The sequence below is a fragment of the uncultured Lactobacillus sp. genome (genome assembly GCF_902491705.1).
In the GTDB taxonomy this organism is placed as follows: domain Bacteria; phylum Bacillota; class Bacilli; order Lactobacillales; family Lactobacillaceae; genus Lactobacillus.
In genome coordinates this window covers 1-19382 of record NZ_CABUIW010000009.1, presented here as the reverse complement: position 1 = coordinate 19382, position 19382 = coordinate 1, and the positions used below count along the sequence as shown (strand labels likewise).

Annotated in this window: 12 protein-coding genes, 1 other RNA gene and 1 other annotated feature; of the genes, 2 read left to right on the top strand and 11 right to left on the bottom strand. The window is 38.4% G+C overall.

Features of this window, described 5'->3' with window-relative positions:
* Window positions 1-4: 4 nt before the first annotated feature.
* The 8 genes from dnaX to rplJ form a co-directional block, all read right to left on the bottom strand.
* The gene (gene dnaX / locus RDN22_RS03095; RefSeq protein WP_308555807.1) at window positions 5-1810 is read right to left on the bottom strand and encodes a DNA polymerase III subunit gamma/tau; all 1806 of its coding nucleotides are present in this window, start codon (window positions 1808-1810) and stop codon (window positions 5-7) included.
* A 54-nt stretch (window positions 1811-1864) separates the two neighbouring features.
* Window positions 1865-1959: signal recognition particle sRNA small type (gene ffs, locus RDN22_RS03090), an RNA gene on the bottom strand.
* Between the two features lie 45 nt (window positions 1960-2004).
* Complete coding sequence (gene tadA, locus RDN22_RS03085; protein WP_308555805.1) at window positions 2005-2511, bottom strand: tRNA adenosine(34) deaminase TadA; 507 nt, start codon at window positions 2509-2511, stop codon at window positions 2005-2007.
* Window positions 2512-2607: 96 nt separating this feature from the next.
* Window positions 2608-2790 carry a hypothetical protein gene (locus RDN22_RS03080; RefSeq protein WP_308555803.1) on the bottom strand — a complete coding sequence of 61 codons (183 nt, stop codon included), beginning with the start codon at window positions 2788-2790 and terminating at the stop codon, window positions 2608-2610.
* 128 nt (window positions 2791-2918) lie between these two features.
* A complete protein-coding gene (locus tag RDN22_RS03075; protein WP_308555801.1) occupies window positions 2919-3539 on the bottom strand; it encodes a methyltransferase in 621 nt (206 codons plus the stop codon).
* Window positions 3540-4385 carry an ion transporter gene (locus tag RDN22_RS03070; protein WP_308555799.1) on the bottom strand — a complete coding sequence of 282 codons (846 nt, stop codon included), beginning with the start codon at window positions 4383-4385 and terminating at the stop codon, window positions 3540-3542. It lies immediately after the preceding gene.
* Window positions 4386-4457: 72 nt separating this feature from the next.
* Window positions 4458-4820, bottom strand: a complete 363-nt coding sequence (gene rplL, locus RDN22_RS03065) for a 50S ribosomal protein L7/L12 (RefSeq protein WP_308555797.1) — start codon at window positions 4818-4820, stop codon at window positions 4458-4460.
* A gap of 49 nt (window positions 4821-4869) precedes the next feature.
* The gene (rplJ, locus tag RDN22_RS03060; RefSeq protein ID WP_308555795.1) at window positions 4870-5382 is read right to left on the bottom strand and encodes a 50S ribosomal protein L10; all 513 of its coding nucleotides are present in this window, start codon (window positions 5380-5382) and stop codon (window positions 4870-4872) included.
* A gap of 42 nt (window positions 5383-5424) precedes the next feature.
* Window positions 5425-5546 (bottom strand) — a sequence feature (ribosomal protein L10 leader region).
* 90 nt (window positions 5547-5636) lie between these two features.
* Here rplJ and RDN22_RS03055 point away from each other — a divergent pair.
* Window positions 5637-6017, top strand: coding sequence for a hypothetical protein (locus RDN22_RS03055; RefSeq protein WP_308555793.1), 381 nt, complete (start codon window positions 5637-5639; stop codon window positions 6015-6017).
* A 2-nt stretch (window positions 6018-6019) separates the two neighbouring features.
* Here the strand turns inward: RDN22_RS03055 and RDN22_RS03050 are convergent, their stop codons facing one another.
* Window positions 6020-6913 carry a glycosyltransferase family 2 protein gene (locus RDN22_RS03050; protein WP_308555791.1) on the bottom strand — a complete coding sequence of 298 codons (894 nt, stop codon included), beginning with the start codon at window positions 6911-6913 and terminating at the stop codon, window positions 6020-6022.
* Window positions 6914-7087: 174 nt separating this feature from the next.
* On the opposite strand from RDN22_RS03050, the gene RDN22_RS03045 reads away from it, so the two are divergent.
* Window positions 7088-8101, top strand: coding sequence for a sugar transferase (locus RDN22_RS03045; RefSeq protein WP_308555789.1), 1014 nt, complete (start codon window positions 7088-7090; stop codon window positions 8099-8101).
* 124 nt (window positions 8102-8225) lie between these two features.
* Here RDN22_RS03045 and RDN22_RS03040 read toward each other — a convergent pair whose 3' ends face one another.
* Both RDN22_RS03040 and RDN22_RS03035 read right to left on the bottom strand, forming a co-directional pair.
* The gene (locus tag RDN22_RS03040; RefSeq protein WP_308555787.1) at window positions 8226-16121 is read right to left on the bottom strand and encodes an LPXTG cell wall anchor domain-containing protein; all 7896 of its coding nucleotides are present in this window, start codon (window positions 16119-16121) and stop codon (window positions 8226-8228) included.
* Window positions 16037-19039 (bottom strand): hypothetical protein, encoded by a 3003-nt coding sequence (locus RDN22_RS03035; protein WP_308555785.1) that lies wholly within the window; start codon window positions 19037-19039, stop codon window positions 16037-16039. The genes RDN22_RS03040 and RDN22_RS03035 overlap by 85 nt, the downstream gene beginning before the upstream one ends.
* Window positions 19040-19382: the final 343 nt, after the last annotated feature.

The window sequence follows — 19382 nt, the reverse complement described above, 5'->3', positions numbered from 1 at the left end:
CTCCTTAATCTTTAATTGTTACTGCATCCCCAAATAAATCCTTAGCTTTATCTATCACTTCAGTATCTTCTTTGGGTTCCTCTTTATCTTCAATTTGCTGCTTTTTCTTAGCTAGCAATTCTTCCTTATGACTTTCAACGAATTCTTTTCGTACTGCAAGCCAATCATCATCTGGAACTAAAACAATTCCATAATAATGTTTAGCAAACTTTTCGATATAACTCGTTAATTTATCCAGCAAATCGCTATCTGAACTAGCATTTTCAAACCATAAAGTATATTTACACTTCATGACTACTTGATCTGGACTCGCTGCCACTGGCTCAAGCACATCAAGCAATGCTCTTTCAGAAACTGCTAATACAGATTGCAAATCAGGCCACACATTTTTGATGGTATTTAAATCATCTCTAGTGGCATTTTCAAGAACATGATAAACCTGTTTGCGATTTTCTGCTGTAGTTTTTTTAATATTTTTAACTGGCTTTTTCTTAACTGGCTCATCCACCTTGGCTTTAGCCTTAGGTGCTGTTTTTGGAATAGCCGTATCCAATTGAAAGACCTGATCTTTAGCAAAAGAAGGTCTCTTAGACAATTGTTCAACTTTTTGCGTTAATTCAACGACTTGATTCTTCAAAGCGGCAAGTTCTGCAGACATATTATTATTTTCTTGTGGTGCAGGAGCTGCTTTTACAGGAGCCACATTTACAGGTGCTGATACCTGCTTTACTTCATTTTCATTTCCAGTAGCTTCTACTAAAAATACCTCTAGCGGAATTTGCTGCTGATTGGTGTAGCGCAAATCATTCAAAGCCTTATTAGCTAAAGTGATTAAACGATAATACGTTGAAGTAGGTACATCTTTTATTTTATCGATAAAGCCTTCTGATAAAAACATATTTTTATCATCGTCACCTGCTTTAATTATCATCAAGCACTTAGTCGTCATATCGACTAATTCGTCCAAGATGTTCTTGGAACTTGCGCCTTTATCTAGTTCTTCTTGAGCTAATTTTAAAGCAGCTGGTGCATCCTTACTTAATAACTTAAGCAGAATTTGTTCAACATTTTTGCGATCCGCAAAGCCAGTAATTTGTAAGGCGTCTTCGTAATTGACGCTCTCTTTTTCATAGCTCAAAAGCTGGTCCAAAATACTGAGCGCATCACGCATCCCACCATCAGCTACTTGAGCAATTACTGAGATTGCCTTGTCTTCGTATTTAATATTTTCTTGATCGAGAATATACTTCATTCTCTTTTCAAGGTCTTCTTTTGAAATTCGTTTAAAATTGTAGCGCTGCGTTCTAGAAATGATCGTAGCTGGTACTTTTTGCAATTCAGTCGTTGCCAGAATGAAAACGACATGCTCTGGCGGCTCTTCTAGCGTCTTAAGTAATGCGTTAAAGGCACCCATTGATAGCATATGAACTTCGTCGATAATGTAAACTTTATATTTACCTTCTGTTGGAGCATATTTTACCTTATCGCGAATCTCACGGATTTCATCAACACCGTTGTTAGAAGCCGCATCGATTTCCATGATATCAGGCATTGATCCTTGATCAGCCGCAATACAATTAGCGCATTTATTGCATGGTTCGCCATCTTGAAGATTAGTACAGTTTAATGCTTTCGCAAATATCTTGGCACAAGAAGTTTTACCAGTACCACGAGGTCCTGCAAACAAAAATGCATGCGAAACTTTGCCTCTGATAATCGCATTTTTAAGCGTATCGGTAATTGCTTCTTGACCAATCACACTATCAAAAGTCCGTGGCCGCCATTTTCGATATAGTGCTTGATAAGCCATAAATTCTCTTCCCTAGTAAAAAAGCTCCTAACTCTAAAAGAGCTAAGAGCTTGTTAATGTCTAATAAAGGGCACATGCCTGAACAACCTTAGTGCTGCTACCTTCCGGTCCTGACACGCTTCAGAGGTCAAACATTGCCCAACAAGTATGATAACGTATTTTCTATCTTTTTGCTAGTTTATTGCCTTAAAAAATCAATTATTTTCTTTCTTCTGCGCCAATTTTGCTTCTTTTTGTTTTTGACGAATTGCTCTAAAAAAGTCTTTTAACATTTGAGCACATTGATCTTTATAAAGGCCGCGAATTACGTGGGGATGGTGGTTAAACTTTTCCACAGCAAATAAATCCACAACTGATCCACAAGCACCGGCTTTAGGATCTAGCGCGCCAAAATAAACATCCTTAATTCGTGAATTAATAATAGCGCCAGCACACATTGGACATGGTTCCAGTGTTACAAATAAACTGCAGTCAATTAATCGCCACATGCCTAAATTTTTGCAGGCTTCTTTAATTGCGATCATTTCAGCATGCTGAGTAGAATCTTCATCCAGTTCACGTCGATTATAACCAGTACCAATTACTTTTCCGTCAGGATCAACCACCACTGCCCCTATAGGGACTTCTCCTTGCTTCTCAGCCTCTTTTGCTTCATGTATGGCTAATTCCATATATTTCTTTTTATCATCGCTAGAAAGCATTATTTTCACTCACATTCAATTTAATTTACCCTATTTATTCTACCAAAAAAGGACTAGCCAGTTTGACTAGTCCTTTAATGTTTTAGTGAATGTTGATTATAAGGTACCAATATTGCGATTTCTGAAGTTGTGGTAGAAGAAGATACCTGACAAAATAAGATACAATGCAGTGATGCTTGCTGGAGTTGCAGTTTCGTTATCACCTGAGATCCAACCAAGCATAAATACGCCAACTAATACGATTAATACAGCAATAATATATTTCCAAGCTTTTTTCATGATTAATTAACCTCTTCACATAATCTCTATCTTTATACTTTTATTATAAAGAGGGTAACCACTGAAAGAAAGCATTTTTATAAACTCTAATGTTGATCTAATAAGGCTTTTAAGCAATTCTTATTTATTTAATTCTTAGTAGATTTTAAGATATAATAGCCTTTATCTCTTGTTAAAATTTCACAATTGCCATAAGTGTTCATCATATTCTTACGGGCACTAGGCTCGCCTTGCTTTTTCTGAATTACTACTAAAAGCACGCCGCCACTCACTAAATGCTCATTTGCACCCATTAAAATCTCATTTACGACTTTTTTGCCGGCTCTAATCGGCGGATTTGTTAATATTAAGCCAAACTTTTTATCATTATTCACTTGTGCATAACAATCAGAAGTGTAGATATCCACATTAGTAATTCGATTTACCTTGGCGTTTTGTCTAGCTAAATTTAATCCGCGCTCATTAACATCGACCATATCAACTGTTTGATCAGGCCAAAACTTGGCGGCAAATAAACCAATTGGGCCATAGCCAGTACCTACATCTAAAATACCGTCTTTAGGAAAAGTTACGTCCTTCATGGTCTTAATTAAAACGCCACTACCATAATCAATTCTCATTTTTGAAAAAACGCCGGCATCAGTGGTGAATTTTAAATCAATACCATCAACATGGTAATCGACAATATGCTCATCGTGTTTAGCCGTTGGATCAGATGCAAAGTACATCTGATTTTTTTCTTCGCTCATCTAATCATCCTTTCTCTCTTCAAACCAGTTTTTGATTTTGTCTAGTTCACTAGAATCTTGCTTTGCTTTTAAATGTTCAATTTCAGCTTGCATCTTTTTATTTTGATCTGTTAAAGCCTTATTTTGCTTTTCGATATTATCAAGCTTTTTCAGAATCAATTCAATATTATCATGCGTCTCAAGTGCATGAGCACCATTAGTTCTACGCATTAAATATGACGTAATAGATGATGTTAGCATTCCGACAATACCAATACCGAGCAGCATCATTATTAACGTTACAAACTTCCCGACAATGCTGTGAGGTGGGATTGTTTTGCCAAAAATCGCATCATACCCTACCGTTGAAGCAGTTGAAATCACCCACCAAAAGGCTGTATCTAGCGTGACGTGTTCTGCAATCGCAAAAGCTTCAGCTCCGACCAAAAGAAAAGTAATAGTAAAGAAAATCACATAAAGTAAACCATTAGTATGGAAGATTTGTCTTAATTTTCCCATTAAACCAGCAAGCCGAAGTAAACGCAACAATCGCAAGTCTGAAACTAATCTAGATAGATTAAATATATTTAATCCAACAAACAGAAGTCCTATTGGCAAGATAGTTAACAAGTCATAAATATGCGTGTAAAAGAAATGCTTTTTATCCTCAGCCTTTTTTAAATGATAAAAATAATCAATCGCAAAATAAATTACAATCGCAGCATTAATCCAAAACCATTTACTAGTAGGCTGATTGATATTAATTACTGCCGCAAAATCCAGTATGATTAAGAAGATCGAAATAACGGCCAAAATCGCCATTATCCATTGATATGACGTTAATTTTTTAGTTATATCTTTCATCATAAAAATAAATTATATAAAAAAATAAGCTCTCCGCACATAGCGAAGAACTTATTTATTGCCTTAAGGCAGAAATTATTTAAGGGTTACAGTTGCGCCAACGCCTTCAAGTTGTTCCTTGATCTTGTTTGCGTCGTCTTCTGAAGCGCCTTCCTTAACAACAACTGGAGCACCGTCAACCAATTTCTTAGCGTCAAGTAAGCCCTTGCCAGTGATGTCACGGATTTCCTTGATAACCTTAACCTTTTCTTGACCTGCGTCAGTCAATTCAACGTCGAATTCTGACTTAGCAGCAGCAGCGTCACCAGCACCTGCAGCAGCAACTGGAGCAGCAGCAGTAACGTCAAATTCGTCTTCAATAGCCTTTACAAGGTCGTTCAATTCAAGAATTGAAGCACCCTTTAATTCTTCAATAATCTTATCAGTATCTAAAGCCATTTAAGTATCCTCCGAAAAATTAGAATTTAGATATTAAATATATTTTTTATTATTCAGCTGAGTCTTCATCCTTAGATTCAGCAACAGCCTTAACAGCATAAGCGAAGTCGCGGATTGGAGCTTGTAATACAGAAACAAGCATTGAAAGCAAACCTTCGCGGCCTGGGATTGAAGCAAGTTCCTTGATTTCGTCCTTTGAAGTCAACTTGCCTTCAAGCATACCACCCTTGATTTCGATAACGTCGAAATCATCTTCGTATTTAGAAACAATACGTGCAGGTTCGGTAATGTCGTCAGCGTTATCAGTGTAGATAACAGCAGTTGGGCCAACAAAAGTATCGTCAAGACCTTCAATACCAGCCTTAGCAGCAGCGCGCTTCAAGTAAGTGTTCTTGATAACCTTCATCTTAACGTCGTTATCACGAAGATCCTTACGCATGTTAGTAACTTCTTCAACAGTTAAACCAAGATAGTTAATTACCAAGATAGCCTTAGCGCTCTTAAGTTCTTCAGCAAAAGCATCAACAAGCTTTTCCTTTTCAGCAATAGCAGCTTTACTCAATTAATTTCACCTCCATGATCGCATTAATAAATTCTATAAGGCCTTTTAAAGCAAAAACTCCATGCCGAAAGACATGGAGCATAAAAATCTTCATTATCTTCTGGCCTCGGCGGGATTTTGAGGCGTCATGCCACCCGAGTCTTAGGTAGAATTTACAGTTATTTAGTATAGCAGTCATTATCCAAGATAGCAAGGATAAATTTACAAATTACCTAATAATCTGTAAAATAGTTCCAAAAGGATTGGAGAACACTATGACAGATCAAGAACGAAAACTCAGAATTTTAAATAAACTAAAAAATATAGTCTATTTTGCTTTAGGAATTACCGTACTCTTTTTAGGCATAAGTAGTATCATTGCTGCCCATTGGAGCACTTCTGCCATACTAAGCAATATTATGTGGATCCTCCTAGGACTATTTATTATTGGTGAAGGTGTAGTTAGCGTAACCAAGAGCTTTGAAGTTTTAAGTTCGAAAGGCAAAATCACACAAGCTGTCGATTGGATTTTTATTTTATTTGGAATTATCTTCGGCAACATCGCCTACTTAATGGGCAAAAACAGTTGGCTAATAATTGCAATTATAATTTTGGTTACTTCAAGTATTCCAATCAAGGAAGATTTTGAAAAATAATTTTATGCCTTATGGTACTTCTTAAGAATCTTCCAGTATTGCTTAGCATCATAATACTTTTGTAAATCATGCTCTTGCAAAGCATTATCCATACTAATACGCAAACGCTTCAAGTATGCTTCTTCTTCATTAGAAGTATCAAATCCAAGAATTTTCAAAAAAGCAATTCGTTCCGCAACTGGTTCAGTCGCAAATAACTTGGTAGATGGATCATTAGTAGTTGCGTGATTGTCACTCAAACGATGAATCGTAATTCGATGATTGATATAAGTAATCTTATTAGCAAGTAAATATATTTTCCAAGTTGTAGGATCATCTTCTGTTAGATGATCCTTTTCTGTATACCAAATATCTTTAAATAACTTACGTCTATAAAGTTTTGCCCAGGCTACTACAAATAGTTGTCTAAACATCTTATCTGGTTCGTATTCCTCTTTAAACCACTCTTGAGGAGTATAATCCTTTTCATAATAATCATGGTTATCAATGAAGAAATCATACATTCTTGTATCTTCAATATACGAGGTCATATTTCCCACAACAATATCAGAATTATTCTTTATTAAAGCCTTATATAAGCTTTCAATTGCATCTTCTTCAATCCAATCATCTGCATCGACAAAATGGATATATTCTCCTGTAGCCATTGCAAGACCGGCATTACGAGCTGAGCCACGGCCGCCATTTGGCTTATGTAAAACTCTGACCCTGTGATCTTTTTCTTTCCACTCTTCACAAATATCAACTGTGCGATCAGTTGAACCATCATCAATTACTATGATTTCTAGATTTTTATAGGTTTGGTTAGCTACGCTTTTAATACAATTGTCTAAATACTTCTCACCATTATAGACAGGAATAATCACTGAAACTTTTTCATTCATTTTTTTAACCAAAATAAATAACCTCTACTTTTACCTTATTATTAATTAAATTACATCTATTATTTTATTTAATTCTAAACCTATTTGCTTATATATATCAATGTTTTTTAAGAAATATATTCCTGCAAACACTACAAATATGGCGTATTATTAAGGTAGGAAACTTTTAATAATAAGGAGAAAAACATGACAGTTCACATCACAGATTTGCAAGGAATGGCTTATTTTAGTGTGGCTCAAATCGCACAAAATATGGTCACTAAAATTGCAACTAACGACTTAAATTTCAATCCATTTACTATTTACTTTTATTCTTGGAAAGATGAACCAGCTGACGTGATTAGTGCCCGTTTTGACGGAATTATCGCCGCTTTGCAAGATGGCGATACGGTAATCGTTCAATCTCCTAGCTGGAATACAATTGAATGGGACCAAAAATTCTTTGATCGTATTTCCATTTATAGAAACGTTAAAAAGATAATTTTTGTAGAAGATATTCCTCCATTAATGTTTGAATCTAATGAATATATGCTTCCACAATACATCGACTACTATAACAAGGCTGATGTCTTAATTTTAGCTTCACGCAAGCTTTATGATTATTTACGAGTTCACGGTCTAAAGCCAAAGAAATACGTTATTCAGCACATGTGGGACCATATCAGCCAAGTTAACCCATACATTATTCCAGAAAACAAAAAAGTGATTAACTTTGCCGGTGATCCAAAGAAGTTTGATTTTGTTAAAGACTGGAAATCAGATACAGTTAAATTAAACGTCTACTCTGAACCACTTGAAGATGTAAACAATCCAAACATCACCTTTACAGGATGGCAAGACGATCCAGTATTAATTAATTCATTACGTAAAGCTGGCGGATTCGGCTTAGTATGGTCTGAAGATCCATATTGGTCAAAATACATGAAGATGAATGCATCTTATAAGTTAAGTACATACTTAGCTGCTGGCATTCCATTAATCGTTAATAGTGATACTCCTGAAAAAGATACTATTGTAAACAAACACCTTGGTATTATCGCTGATTCAATTGATGAGGCAGTCGAAAAAGTCGATAAGATGTCTGACATGCAATACAACCAAATGAAGGATAGTATTGAACAATTTGCTCATCTTATTCGCGGTGGTTACTTCACTAAACGTGCTTTAACTGAAGCTGTGTTCAAGGCACATTATGAATAAGTTCTAATTAAAAAGTCGATCTGCAATGCAGGTCGACTTTTTCTTTACCAAAAATATTTCCAAAAGAAAAACTCCGAAGTTCTTACGAATTTCGGAGCTTTCTTATTAACTAAGCAAATTTTGTTTAGTCTTTATTATCATCATCTTTACGGTTACGCTTCTTGAATCCAAGTAATCCAAGCATAGCTGCAAGGCCACCGATAATAGTAGTACCAAATGACTTCTTAGCATTTTCACCGGTTTGTGGTAACTTACCCTTTTCTTTACCAGCAGAAGTCTTTTCAGACTTAGTAGCTTTATTATTAGCTAATTCTTCTGGTGATGGATTATTAGTTGATTGACCCTTAGTTTCAGGTAAATTCTCTGCTAATGGCTTATTAGTTAATTGACCCTTAGTCTCAGGTAAATTCTCTGCCAACGGTCTTGTAGTTGTTTGACCGTTAGTTTCAGCCAAATTCTCTGCTAATGGTCTTGTAGTTGTTTGACCATTATTATCAACTGAATCTGATGGAGTACGTTGACCAGGATTTACATTGCCATTGTTATTGTTGTTATCAGTTGGCAATGGTCTGATGTTCAATGAACCTTGTGAGTTGTCAGTTGGAGTTTGACTATTATTGTTATCAGTTGAAGTACTATCGCTTGTAGAAGTTGAAGTATTACTGTTTTGTGAAGCAACGCTTTCACTTACTTGTGATACTGAATCTGCACTTCTCATGCTATCTGAATTCATTGAAGTTGTGCTCTCAGAGTTTTCAGATATTGCACTAGTTGATACTGAATCGGTGCTTCTCATGCTGTCTGAATTCATTGAAGTAGCACTACCAGAGTTTTCAGATACCATACTGATTGATACTGAATCTACACTTCTCATGCTGTTTGAATTCATTGAAGTAGAAACTTCAGATACTGAAACAGATACACTCGTTGAAACTGATACGCTTGTAGATACACTCACTGAAACTGAACCGCTATTTGATTCAAGGCTTGCAATGCTTGCACTTTCTTCTGATAAGCGACTTGCATAACTTGCGCTTACTAATGAGTTTGCACTCTCGGCACTTCTACTATCAGTTGAACGTTGGGATGCATTGCTTTCGCTTACTTGTGAGTTAAGTGAACCTTCACTTCTACTGTTCAAGCTGTCTTCTGACAAGTGGCTTGCGTAGCTTTCACTATTAGCAGAATCAATTGATGCATGACTCAAGCTTGCATGTGACAATGAATCAGCGCTCATGCTTTCTTGTGATAGACGACTTGCGTAGCTTTCGCTTGCTAATGAGTTTGCACTTTCGGCACTTCTACTGTCAGTTGAACGTTGGGATGCAACACTTTCGCTCATTTGTGAGTTAAGTGAGCCTTCACTTCTACTGTTCAAGCTATCTTCTGATAAGTGGCTTGCGTAGCTTTCACTGTTTTCTGAGTATTGACTTGCAGCACTTCTGCTATCTTCTGAACGTTGGGAAGCAACTCTTTCACTCTCTGCTGAATGTTGTGAGACGATTTCTTCACTTACAGTTGATAATGATGCAGCGCTTCTACTGTTTTCAATACTATCTTGTGACAAGTGACTTGCATAGCTTTCGCTGTTAGCAGAATCAATTGATGCATGGCTCAAGCTGTCTTGTGACAATGAAGCAGCACTTACACTATCTTGTGATAGACGACTTGCGTAACTCTCGCTTACTAATGAGTTTGCACTCTCGGCACTTCTACTATCAGTTGAGCGTTGGGATGCAATACTGTCACTTACTGTTGATAATGATGCAGCACTTTCGCTATTTGCTGAATTCATTGAAGCTAAGCTAGTAGTATTTTCAGATACTGAAACAGATACGCTAGTTGATACTGAAACGCTGACTGAAACAGATACACTGTTTGCTCTTGATTCAAGACTTGCAATGCTTTCGCTCAAGTTTGAATTGATTGAAGCTTGGCTTCTTGCATTTATACTGTCTTCTGACAAATGACTTGCATAGCTTTCACTAGCTGCTGAGTTTGCACTTTCAGCACTTCTGCTCTCTGCTGAGCGTTGTGATGCTAAGCTTTCGCTTACGCTTGCCAATGATGCGGCGCTTCTGCTGTCATTGATACTGTCTTGTGACAAATGGCTTGCGTAACTTTCGCTGTCCATTGAGTGTTGACTTGCAGCACTTCTGCTCTCTACTGAACGTTGTGATGCTAAGCTTTCACTTACGCTTGCTAATGATGCTGCGCTTCTGCTGTCATCAATGCTGTCTTGTGACAAGTGACTTGCGTAGCTTTCGCTATCTGCTGAGTGTTGACTTGCAGCACTTCTGCTCTCTACTGAACGTTGTGATGCTAAGCTTTCGCTTACGCTTGCCAATGATGCGGCGCTTCTGCTGTCGTCAATACTGTCTTGTGACAAATGACTTGCGTAACTATCACTGTTTTCTGAGTATTGACTTGCGGCGCTTCTACTGTCTTCTGAACGTTGTGATGCAAGGCTTGCACTTACACTTGCCAATGATGCAGCACTTCTGCTGTCATCAATACTGTCTTGTGATAAGTGACTTGCGTAGCTTTCACTATTCATTGAGTATTGGCTTGCGGCGCTTCTGCTTTCTTCTGAGCGTTGTGATGCAAGGCTTGCACTTACACTTGCCAATGATGCAGCACTTCTGCTGTCATTGATACTGTCTTGTGACAAGTGACTTGCGTAGCTTTCGCTATCTGCTGAGTGTTGACTTGCAGCGCTTCTGCTTTCTTCTGAACGTTGTGAAGCAATGCTATCACTTACTGTTGATAATGAAGCTGCACTTTCGCTGTCAGTTGAAGCTTGGCTTCCTGCACTCAAGCTATCTTCTGATAAGTGACTTGCCCAGCTTTCACTAGCTCCAGAGTAAGCACTTGCTGTACTTGCAGCATTTCTACTATCAGCTGAACGTTGTGAAGTAATGTTCTCACTTACAGTTGATAATGATGCAGCACTTTCGCTGTTTGCTGAGTTCATTGAAACTAAGCTATCACTATTTTCAGATACAGAAACTGATACTGAAACTGAAACGCTGACTGAAACAGATCCACTGTTCAAACTGTCTTGTGATAAGTGACTTGCATAACTTTCGCTTGCTGCTGAAAGTTGACTGCCTGCACTTGTACTATCAAGTGAAGCTCTGCTTGCTGCACTCAAACTATCTTCTGATAAGTGACTTGCGTAGCTCTCACTATCTGCTGAGTGTTGGCTTGCAGCACTTTCGCTTTCAGCTGAGCGTTGTGATGCTGCGCTGGTACTTGCGTCTGATAATGAGTAGCCGCTCATGCTATCTTCTGATGCGTGGCTTAAGCTTGCATCAGATAATGAGGCGTTGCTGTAGCTATTTACTGAATTTTGACTTACAACACTTTCACTATCTTCAGACAAGTGACTTGCATAGCTTGCGCTATCTGCTGAGTGTTGGCTTGCGTAGCTTTGACTTGCAGCTGAGTCTTGTGATGCATGCTTTTCACTAGCTTGTGATAAAGAAGCATTTGATTCCTTGATTTGTGAAGCATAGCTTTCATTAGTTGAAGCTTCACTCTTCAAATTGCTTTCGCTGTTTGCGGAATCTTGTGATAAGTGACTTAACCAACTTTCACTGTTAGCTTGACTATCTTGTGATAATGAACGAGCACTTTCACTGTTTGCTGAAGCTTGACTTGCTACACTTACGCTATCTTCTGACAAATGACTTGCGTAGCTTTCACTATCTGCTGAGTGCTGACTTGCATAGCTTTGGCTTGCTGCTGAATCTTGTGATGCATGCTTTTCACTGGCTTGTGATAAGGATTCTGCTGATACACTGTTTTGTGAAGCAATCTTGTCGCTTTCTTGTGACAATGAATGAGCACTTACGCTGTCTTCTGATAAGTGACTTGCGTAACTATTACTATCAGTTGAGCGTTGGCTTGCTGCACTTTCACTAGCTACGGAGTTAGCACTTGCGTAGCTTTGACTTGCAGCTGAATCTTGTGATGCGTGGTTTTCGCTAGCTTCTGATAATGAATGAGCACTTACGCTGTCTTCTGATAAATGACTTGCGTAGCTATTACTATCTGCTGAGTGTTGACTTGCTGCACTTTGGCTTGCGTCTGATTCTTGTGATAACTGACTTGCCCAGCTTTCGCTTTCAGCTGATGCATGGTTCTCACTGGCTTGTGATAATGATGCGTTTGAAGCATTTTGTTCTGATGTAGCGCTATTGCTTGCATCTGACAATGAGTAACCGCTCATGCTGTCTTCTGATAAGTGACTAGCATAACTGTTACTATTAGCTGAGTCTTGTGACAATTGACTTGCCCAGCTTTCGCTTTCAGCTGATGCATGCTTTTCACTGGCTTGTGAAAGTGATTGATCTGATGCGCTTTGTTCTGATGCTGCACTATTGCTTGCATCTGACAATGAGTAACCGCTCATACTGTCTTCTGAGAAGTGACTCAAGCTTGTTTGGCTATCTTCAGATAAGTGACTTGCGTAACTTTGACTAGCAGCTGAATCTTGTGATGCGTGGTTTTCACTGGCTTGTGATAATGAAGCATCTGAGGCTTTTTGCTCTGAAGCTGCACTATTGCTTGCATCTGACAATGAGTAACCGCTCATACTGTCTTCTGAGAAGTGACTTAAGCTGTTTTGACTATCTTCTGATAAGTGGCTCAAGTAGCTTTCACTATTAGCAGAATCTTGGGATAAGTGGCTGAAGTAGCTTTCACTGAGTGATTGGCTTGCATCCGACAATGATTGTGCTGAGGCACTATCTTGTGAGGCATGTTCTTCGCTGGCTGCAGACATTGACTTATCAGCAGCACTTTGTTGTGAGGCATAACTTTCACTGGCTGATGCTTGACTTCTTACATTACTTTGACTTGCTTCAGATAATGAGTGTGCTGAAGCACTATCTTGTGAAGCATGTTCTTCACTGGCTTGTGACATTGATTTATCAGCAGCACTTTGTTGTGAGGCATAGCTTTCACTGGCTGATGCTTGGCTTCTCTCATTGCTTTGACTTGCTTCGGATAATGAATGAGCACTTGCACTGTCTTGTGAAGCATGTTCTTCACTAGCTTGTGATAATGAATGTGCTGATTCGCTGTCACGTGAAGCATAACTTTCACTAGTTGAAACTTCACTTCTCAAGTCGCTCAAGCTATGAGCAGAATCTTGGGATAAGTGACTTGCCCAACTCTCACTATCTTCTGATGCATGGTGTTGACTAGCTTGTGAAAGTGAAGTATCTGATGCGCTTTGTTCTGAAGCTGCACTCTTGCTTGCATCTGATAATGATTGTGCTGAAGCACTATCTTGTGAGGCGTGTTCTTCACTGGCTTGTGACATTGACTTGTCAGCTGTACTTTGAGCTGAAGCGATGCTTGCACTGGCGGATGCTTCGCTTCTTGCTTGACTTTGACTTGCATCTGATAAGGAAGCTTGACTTCTTTCATCACTCATGCTGTGTGCTGAATCTTGAGACAAGTGACTTCTGTAACTGTCACTAAGTGATTGACTTGCTTCGGATAATGACTCATTAGCTTTACTTTGAGCTGAGGCATAACTTTCACTGGCTGAAGCTTGGCTTCTTGCTTGGCTTTCACTTGCTTCTGACAATGAATGAGCTGAGGCACTATCTTGTGAGGCATGTTCTTCGCTGGCTTGTGACATTGACTTATCAGCTGCACTTTGTTGTGAGGCATAACTCTCACTGGCTGAAGCTTCACTTCTTACATTGCTTTGACTTGCATCTGATAAGGAAGCCTGACTTCTCTCATCACTCATGCTATGAGCTGAATCTTGAGACAAATGACTCAAGTAACTTGCACTAGCAGATTGACTAGCATCTGACAATGAAGCTTGGCTTCTTTCATCACTCATGCTATGTGCAGAATCTTGTGATGCGTGGCTCATGCTATCTCTTGAAGCTTGAGATGCAACTTGTGATTCATTACTTGCGTAGCTTTCGCTAGCTGAAGCTTGGCTCTTGTCATTACTTTGACTAGCTTGTGACATTGAGTAGTTACTCATACTGTCTTGTGACAAGTGACTTGCGTAGCTGCCATTGCTTTCACTGTCAAGTGAAGCTCTGCTTGCACTGTTTGCTGATGCTTGTGATTCATGGCTTGCGTAGCTTTCACTTTGTGAAGCTTGGCTTCTTTCATCACTCATGCTATGTGCAGAATCTTGTGATGCATGGCTCATGCTGTCTCTTGAAGCTTGAGATGCAACTTGTGATTCATGGCTTGCATAGCTCTCACTTACTGAAGCCTGACTGATGTCATTGCTTTGACTATCTTGTGACAATGATTTAGCTGACTCACTCTGTTGTGAAGCTATATTTCTACTATCAGCTGAGCGTTGTGAGACTGCACTTGCACTATTAGCTGAGTCTTGGGATACATGACTTCTGTAGCTTTCACTCAAACTTGCGCTATTAGCACTATCTTGTGATAAGTGGCTAGCGTAACTTTCGCTTGCAGCTGATTCAATTTGTGATTCATGACTTTGATAGCTGTCGCTTGCGGAAGCTTGACTTGCACTGTTAGCTGAATCTTCTGAAGCATGATTTTCACTGGCTTGTGAAAGTGAGTGGTCTGAGGCACTTTGTTGTGAAGCTGCACTTGCACTATTAGCTGAGTCTTGAGATACATGACTTCTGTAGCTTTCACTCAAACTTGCGCTATTAGCACTATCTTGTGATAAGTGGCTAGCGTAACTTTCGCTTGCAGCTGATTCAATTTGTGATTCATGACTTTGATAGCTGTCGCTTGCGTAGCTTTCACTGCCTGAAGCTTGACTACGTGCATCACTCATGCTGTGTGCTGAGTCTTGTGAAAGGTGGCTTTGCCAACTGTTACTTTGGCTAGCACTATCTTGTGACAAGGATCTTGCAGATTCACTTTCTGCTGAAGCGATCTGTGATTCATGACTTGCATAACTTTCACTGGCTGAGGCTTGACTCTTGCTGTTTGCTGAGTCTTCTGAAGCATGCTTCTCACTGGCTTGTGATAATGAGTTGTCGGATGCGCTTTGTTGTGATGCAGCACTTTCACTATTAGCTGAGTCTTGAGATACATGACTTCTGTAGCTTTCACTCAAACTTGCACCGTTGGCTGAAGCTTGAGATGCAACTTGTGATTCGTTACTTGCGTAGCTTTCGCTTGCTGAAGCTTGACTCTTTTCATTGCTTTCACTCAAGCTTGCACTTTGTGAAGCATCACTAGCTAAGTGGCTTGCATAACTGTCGTTACTTTGACTGTCAAGTGAAGCTCTGCTTGCACTGTTAGCTGAGTCTTGAGATACATGACTTGCATAGCTTTCACTCAAACTTGCACTATTGGCTGAAGCTTGAGATGCAACCTGTGATTCGTTACTTGCGTAGCTTTCGCTTGCTGATGCTTGACTTCTTGCATTACTCATGCTGTTAGAACGACTTGCTTGTGAAAGTGAAGCATCTGATGCACTTTGTGCTGAACCTTGACTCTTACTATTTGCGGAGTCTTGGGACAAGTGACTTCTGTAGCTTTCACTCAATGATTGACTTGCTTGTGACAAGGATTGATCTGATGCGCTTTGTTGTGAATTAATTTGGGATTCATGACTAGCACTTGCTGAAGCATAACTTTTGCTTGCTGATGCTTGACTTTGCTTGTTACTCTCACTATTAGCTGAATCTTGGGACAAGTGGCTTCCATAACTTTGAGAAGTTTCACTGTCTTTAGCTGATTGAGATGCACTTTGTGAAGCTTGACTTTTTGCAAAGCTTTCACTGGCTGAGGCTTGACTCTTACTATTTGCGGAAGCTTGGGATTCTTGACTAACCTTATTACTTTCACTGTTAGCTGAATCTTGGGACAAATGGCTTGCATAGCTTAAGCTTTGACTTGCGCTGTCAGCTGAAGTTTGGGATGCAACCTGTGATTCATGACTTGCGTAACTTTCGCTTGCTATAGCCTGACTCTTACTATTAGCTGAAGCTTGAGACTCTTGACTAACCTTATTGCTTTCGCTATTTGCGGAATCTTGAGACAAGTGGCTGCATAGCTTAAGCTTTGACTTGCGCTGTCAGTTGAAGTTTGAGAAGCTACTTGGGATTCATGGCTTGCATAACTTGCGCTATTTTCTGAAGCTTGAGATTCTTGACTAATCTTATTGCTTTCGCTATTCGCGGAATCTTGGGATAAGTGACTACGCCAACTCTCACTATCTTGGGATGCATGATTTTGACTAGCTTGAGATAATGATTGATCTGCTGAAGCTTGGCTTCTTGCTTGACTTTCACTTGCGGATGCTTCACTTTGCTTGTTGCTCTCACTATTAGCTGAATCTTGTGATGCATGACTCAAACTTGCTGAAGCTTCACTTGCTAAGTGACTTGCATAACTTTCACTGGCTGAAGCTTGGCTTCTTGCCTGACTCTGACTATTCTTTGAATTTTGAGATTCAACTTGAGAATCATGAATTGAATGACTAATGCTTGCGCTCTGTTGTTGACTAATCTCTTGACTTTGAGAAGCAGCACTTTTACTATTTTTTGAATCCTGGGATAAGTGACTTACCCAACTTGCACTTTGACTATTTGCTGAATTTTGAGAAACTACTTGAGAATCATGGCTTGCGCTCTGTTGTTGACTTGCTTGACTCTCACTTTGCCGTGCACTAGTACTTGCACTTTGACTTGGAATTGATTTGCCGTTATAAACAACTTCCGTTGTTCCACGGTCATTCACAGCTCCTGCAACTAAAGAAGTATCTTTAACGTCTTGAGAATCTTGTTTCATCCCTTCGATAGGTGTACCTGAGACTTTAGTTACAGTACCATCTGTATTAATGGTACTTGAACCAGTTGAAAGATAATTAGTAGTACTCTTTTCACCATTATGGGTAATTTGAATATTGGTGTTATTTGTATTAACGATAATACCTTGATTGGTGTTAACGGTCTTATAAGTTGAACCACCAGGGTTCTTCATTGTTACAATTTGTGGATCGTTAACATTTACAGTCATTTGAGTATCAGTGTAAATGTTTCCTGCAGCACCATTAGCAGTTAAAGTAACATTAGCACCTTTATTAAAATTGATATATGTCTTTGCATTTGATGTTGCAACAGTACCGTGATCGGCATTATTGTTTGCAAAATAGTATGAAGCTCCACCAAATGAACCAATATTTGCTTGATCATTCTTCTTTTTTGTAACGCTATTATTTGTAACACTACCATCTGTAGTAAAGTTTACAGTTGATTTACCAATAGTTACATTGTTTACATTGCTACCATCAGATGAATTACCACATTCCAAAATAAGGTTGGAATCAGGAGCAGTCATAGTAACCGTTGAATTATCACCAACTGTAAAATTATTGGTCTTTTGAAGATCCTGATATGCAGATGCAGGTTGACCAATGACAACATTAGTCTTAGTTGCTCCATTGATATTTACAACTGCATTGTCACCAATAGTGAAGTTGTGTGAATCCGTGTAATGATCTCTACCATTACCCTTTAAAGTAATGTTCTTTTGGACCAAACCATTACCATTTACAGTAAAGTGAGCACCGTTTTCAACAGTAATGTTGTCGTCTAAATAAAGTTGAGTTGTTCCTGTACCATCGGCTGACCAGAAACTAGTCGTATGTTTATTACCTTTATCATCAACATATGAACTAACTGCATTGACAGTAACATTCCCCTTAATGTTAACAGATGAAGTACCAGTACCATCAGTTTTTGAAAAGATCGCTGTACCACCATTCATTGTTACGTCATCTAAAGTAACGTTAGAATCATTATAGCCACCATTATCATCTTGCCATACAGCACCATTAACAGAAGAACTATAAGTTGTTGCATTCTTTAACGTTAAGCTAGTTGGTTCAGTTCCCTTAATTTTACTGAAAGATGGCTTAACCCAGAAATATTGATCATTCGTATAAATATTATGCCCATTACCATCAATAGTAATTGATTTGCTAATAGTTTGGTAACTAGTTAAAGTAATATCTCCATCAAGAATAATGTAAGTATCACCTTTGGTGATTGCTTTTTGCAAATCACTATAATTAGATACGTGTACCGCATCAGCAGGAATTGTATCATTAGTACTCTTAGCAATGAATGAAGCACCAAGAAGCTTTGCTATAGCAGCATCAGACAAATTCTTAGTGTCTAAAGCAGTTCTTGCAAGACTTAAACTATTAAGTAAACTATTAGCACTAGTACTCTCTGATGCACTTGCTTGTGAACCAGTACTACCTGTACTTAAAGAAACACTTCCATTTGAAGCACTAACAACAGTTGAGTTGCCAAGATTACTAATTTGAGTCAAACTTGCTCGTGCAGAAGCTGATCCGTTTGAACCACTGACAGAATTTACATTTGACTCAGTTGCTGAAGTAGTAGTTGATTTTTCAAGACTATTAGCTTGAGTAACACTTGTCTTAGAAGCAGTAGATTCAGCTTCAGAGTTTGAATTTGATGTTGAATTAGTTTCTGATGGTGTAGTTGAGTCACTATTAGCGGCAGAAGTTTGACTCTTGGTTTCAGAATTAGTACTTTCACTAGTTGCGTTTTCAGAATTAGAAGTGGCATCTGACTTAGTTTCAGATTGTGTTGGTTGATCTGATTTACTAGTTGTAGCAGATGTATTTTCACTATTTTGATCTTCTTCTTTAACTTCACTGGTTGCAGTATTAGTTTCTGACTTTACTGTAGAACCAACAACTGCTGACTTTTGATCTGCAGTTTGCTCAGCAGCGTGAACGGTATTATTTGGCATAAATGCCATTCCAGCTGCACCTAAGACGGCACCAAGTCCAGCTAATTCACGAAGAGTCTTGTTATCCCCATTGTCCTTTAAGGCATCAGGGTCAACAAACTTTTTCCCCTTACTTTTATCAGTCTCATACTTAAATTGTTTTTTCTTTTGATCTCTACTTTGTTTTCTCATATTTGTCGCTTTCCTAAAGTATCATTACTAATCCTATTTATTAACACATGTTTCAACATTTATTATAAAACCGTGTTATTAAATATTCAATAGTTCCTTTATTACCAGTATTTCATAAAAATTCAATCGTTATTTTTATAGGTAAAATATGTTATTTTTAATTTATCTACACCATGCCTATACACAGACATCTGTAATAGTTTGTCTTATTCTTCAAGCCAAATTTTAAAAACTTACGTTATTTTTAAATAAAAAAATAATTATCAAAAAAGCTAGATGAAGTGAGACCCAAAAGTTAGACACTTTTGGGTCTTTTATTATGACTAAATTTAATAAAGAACAA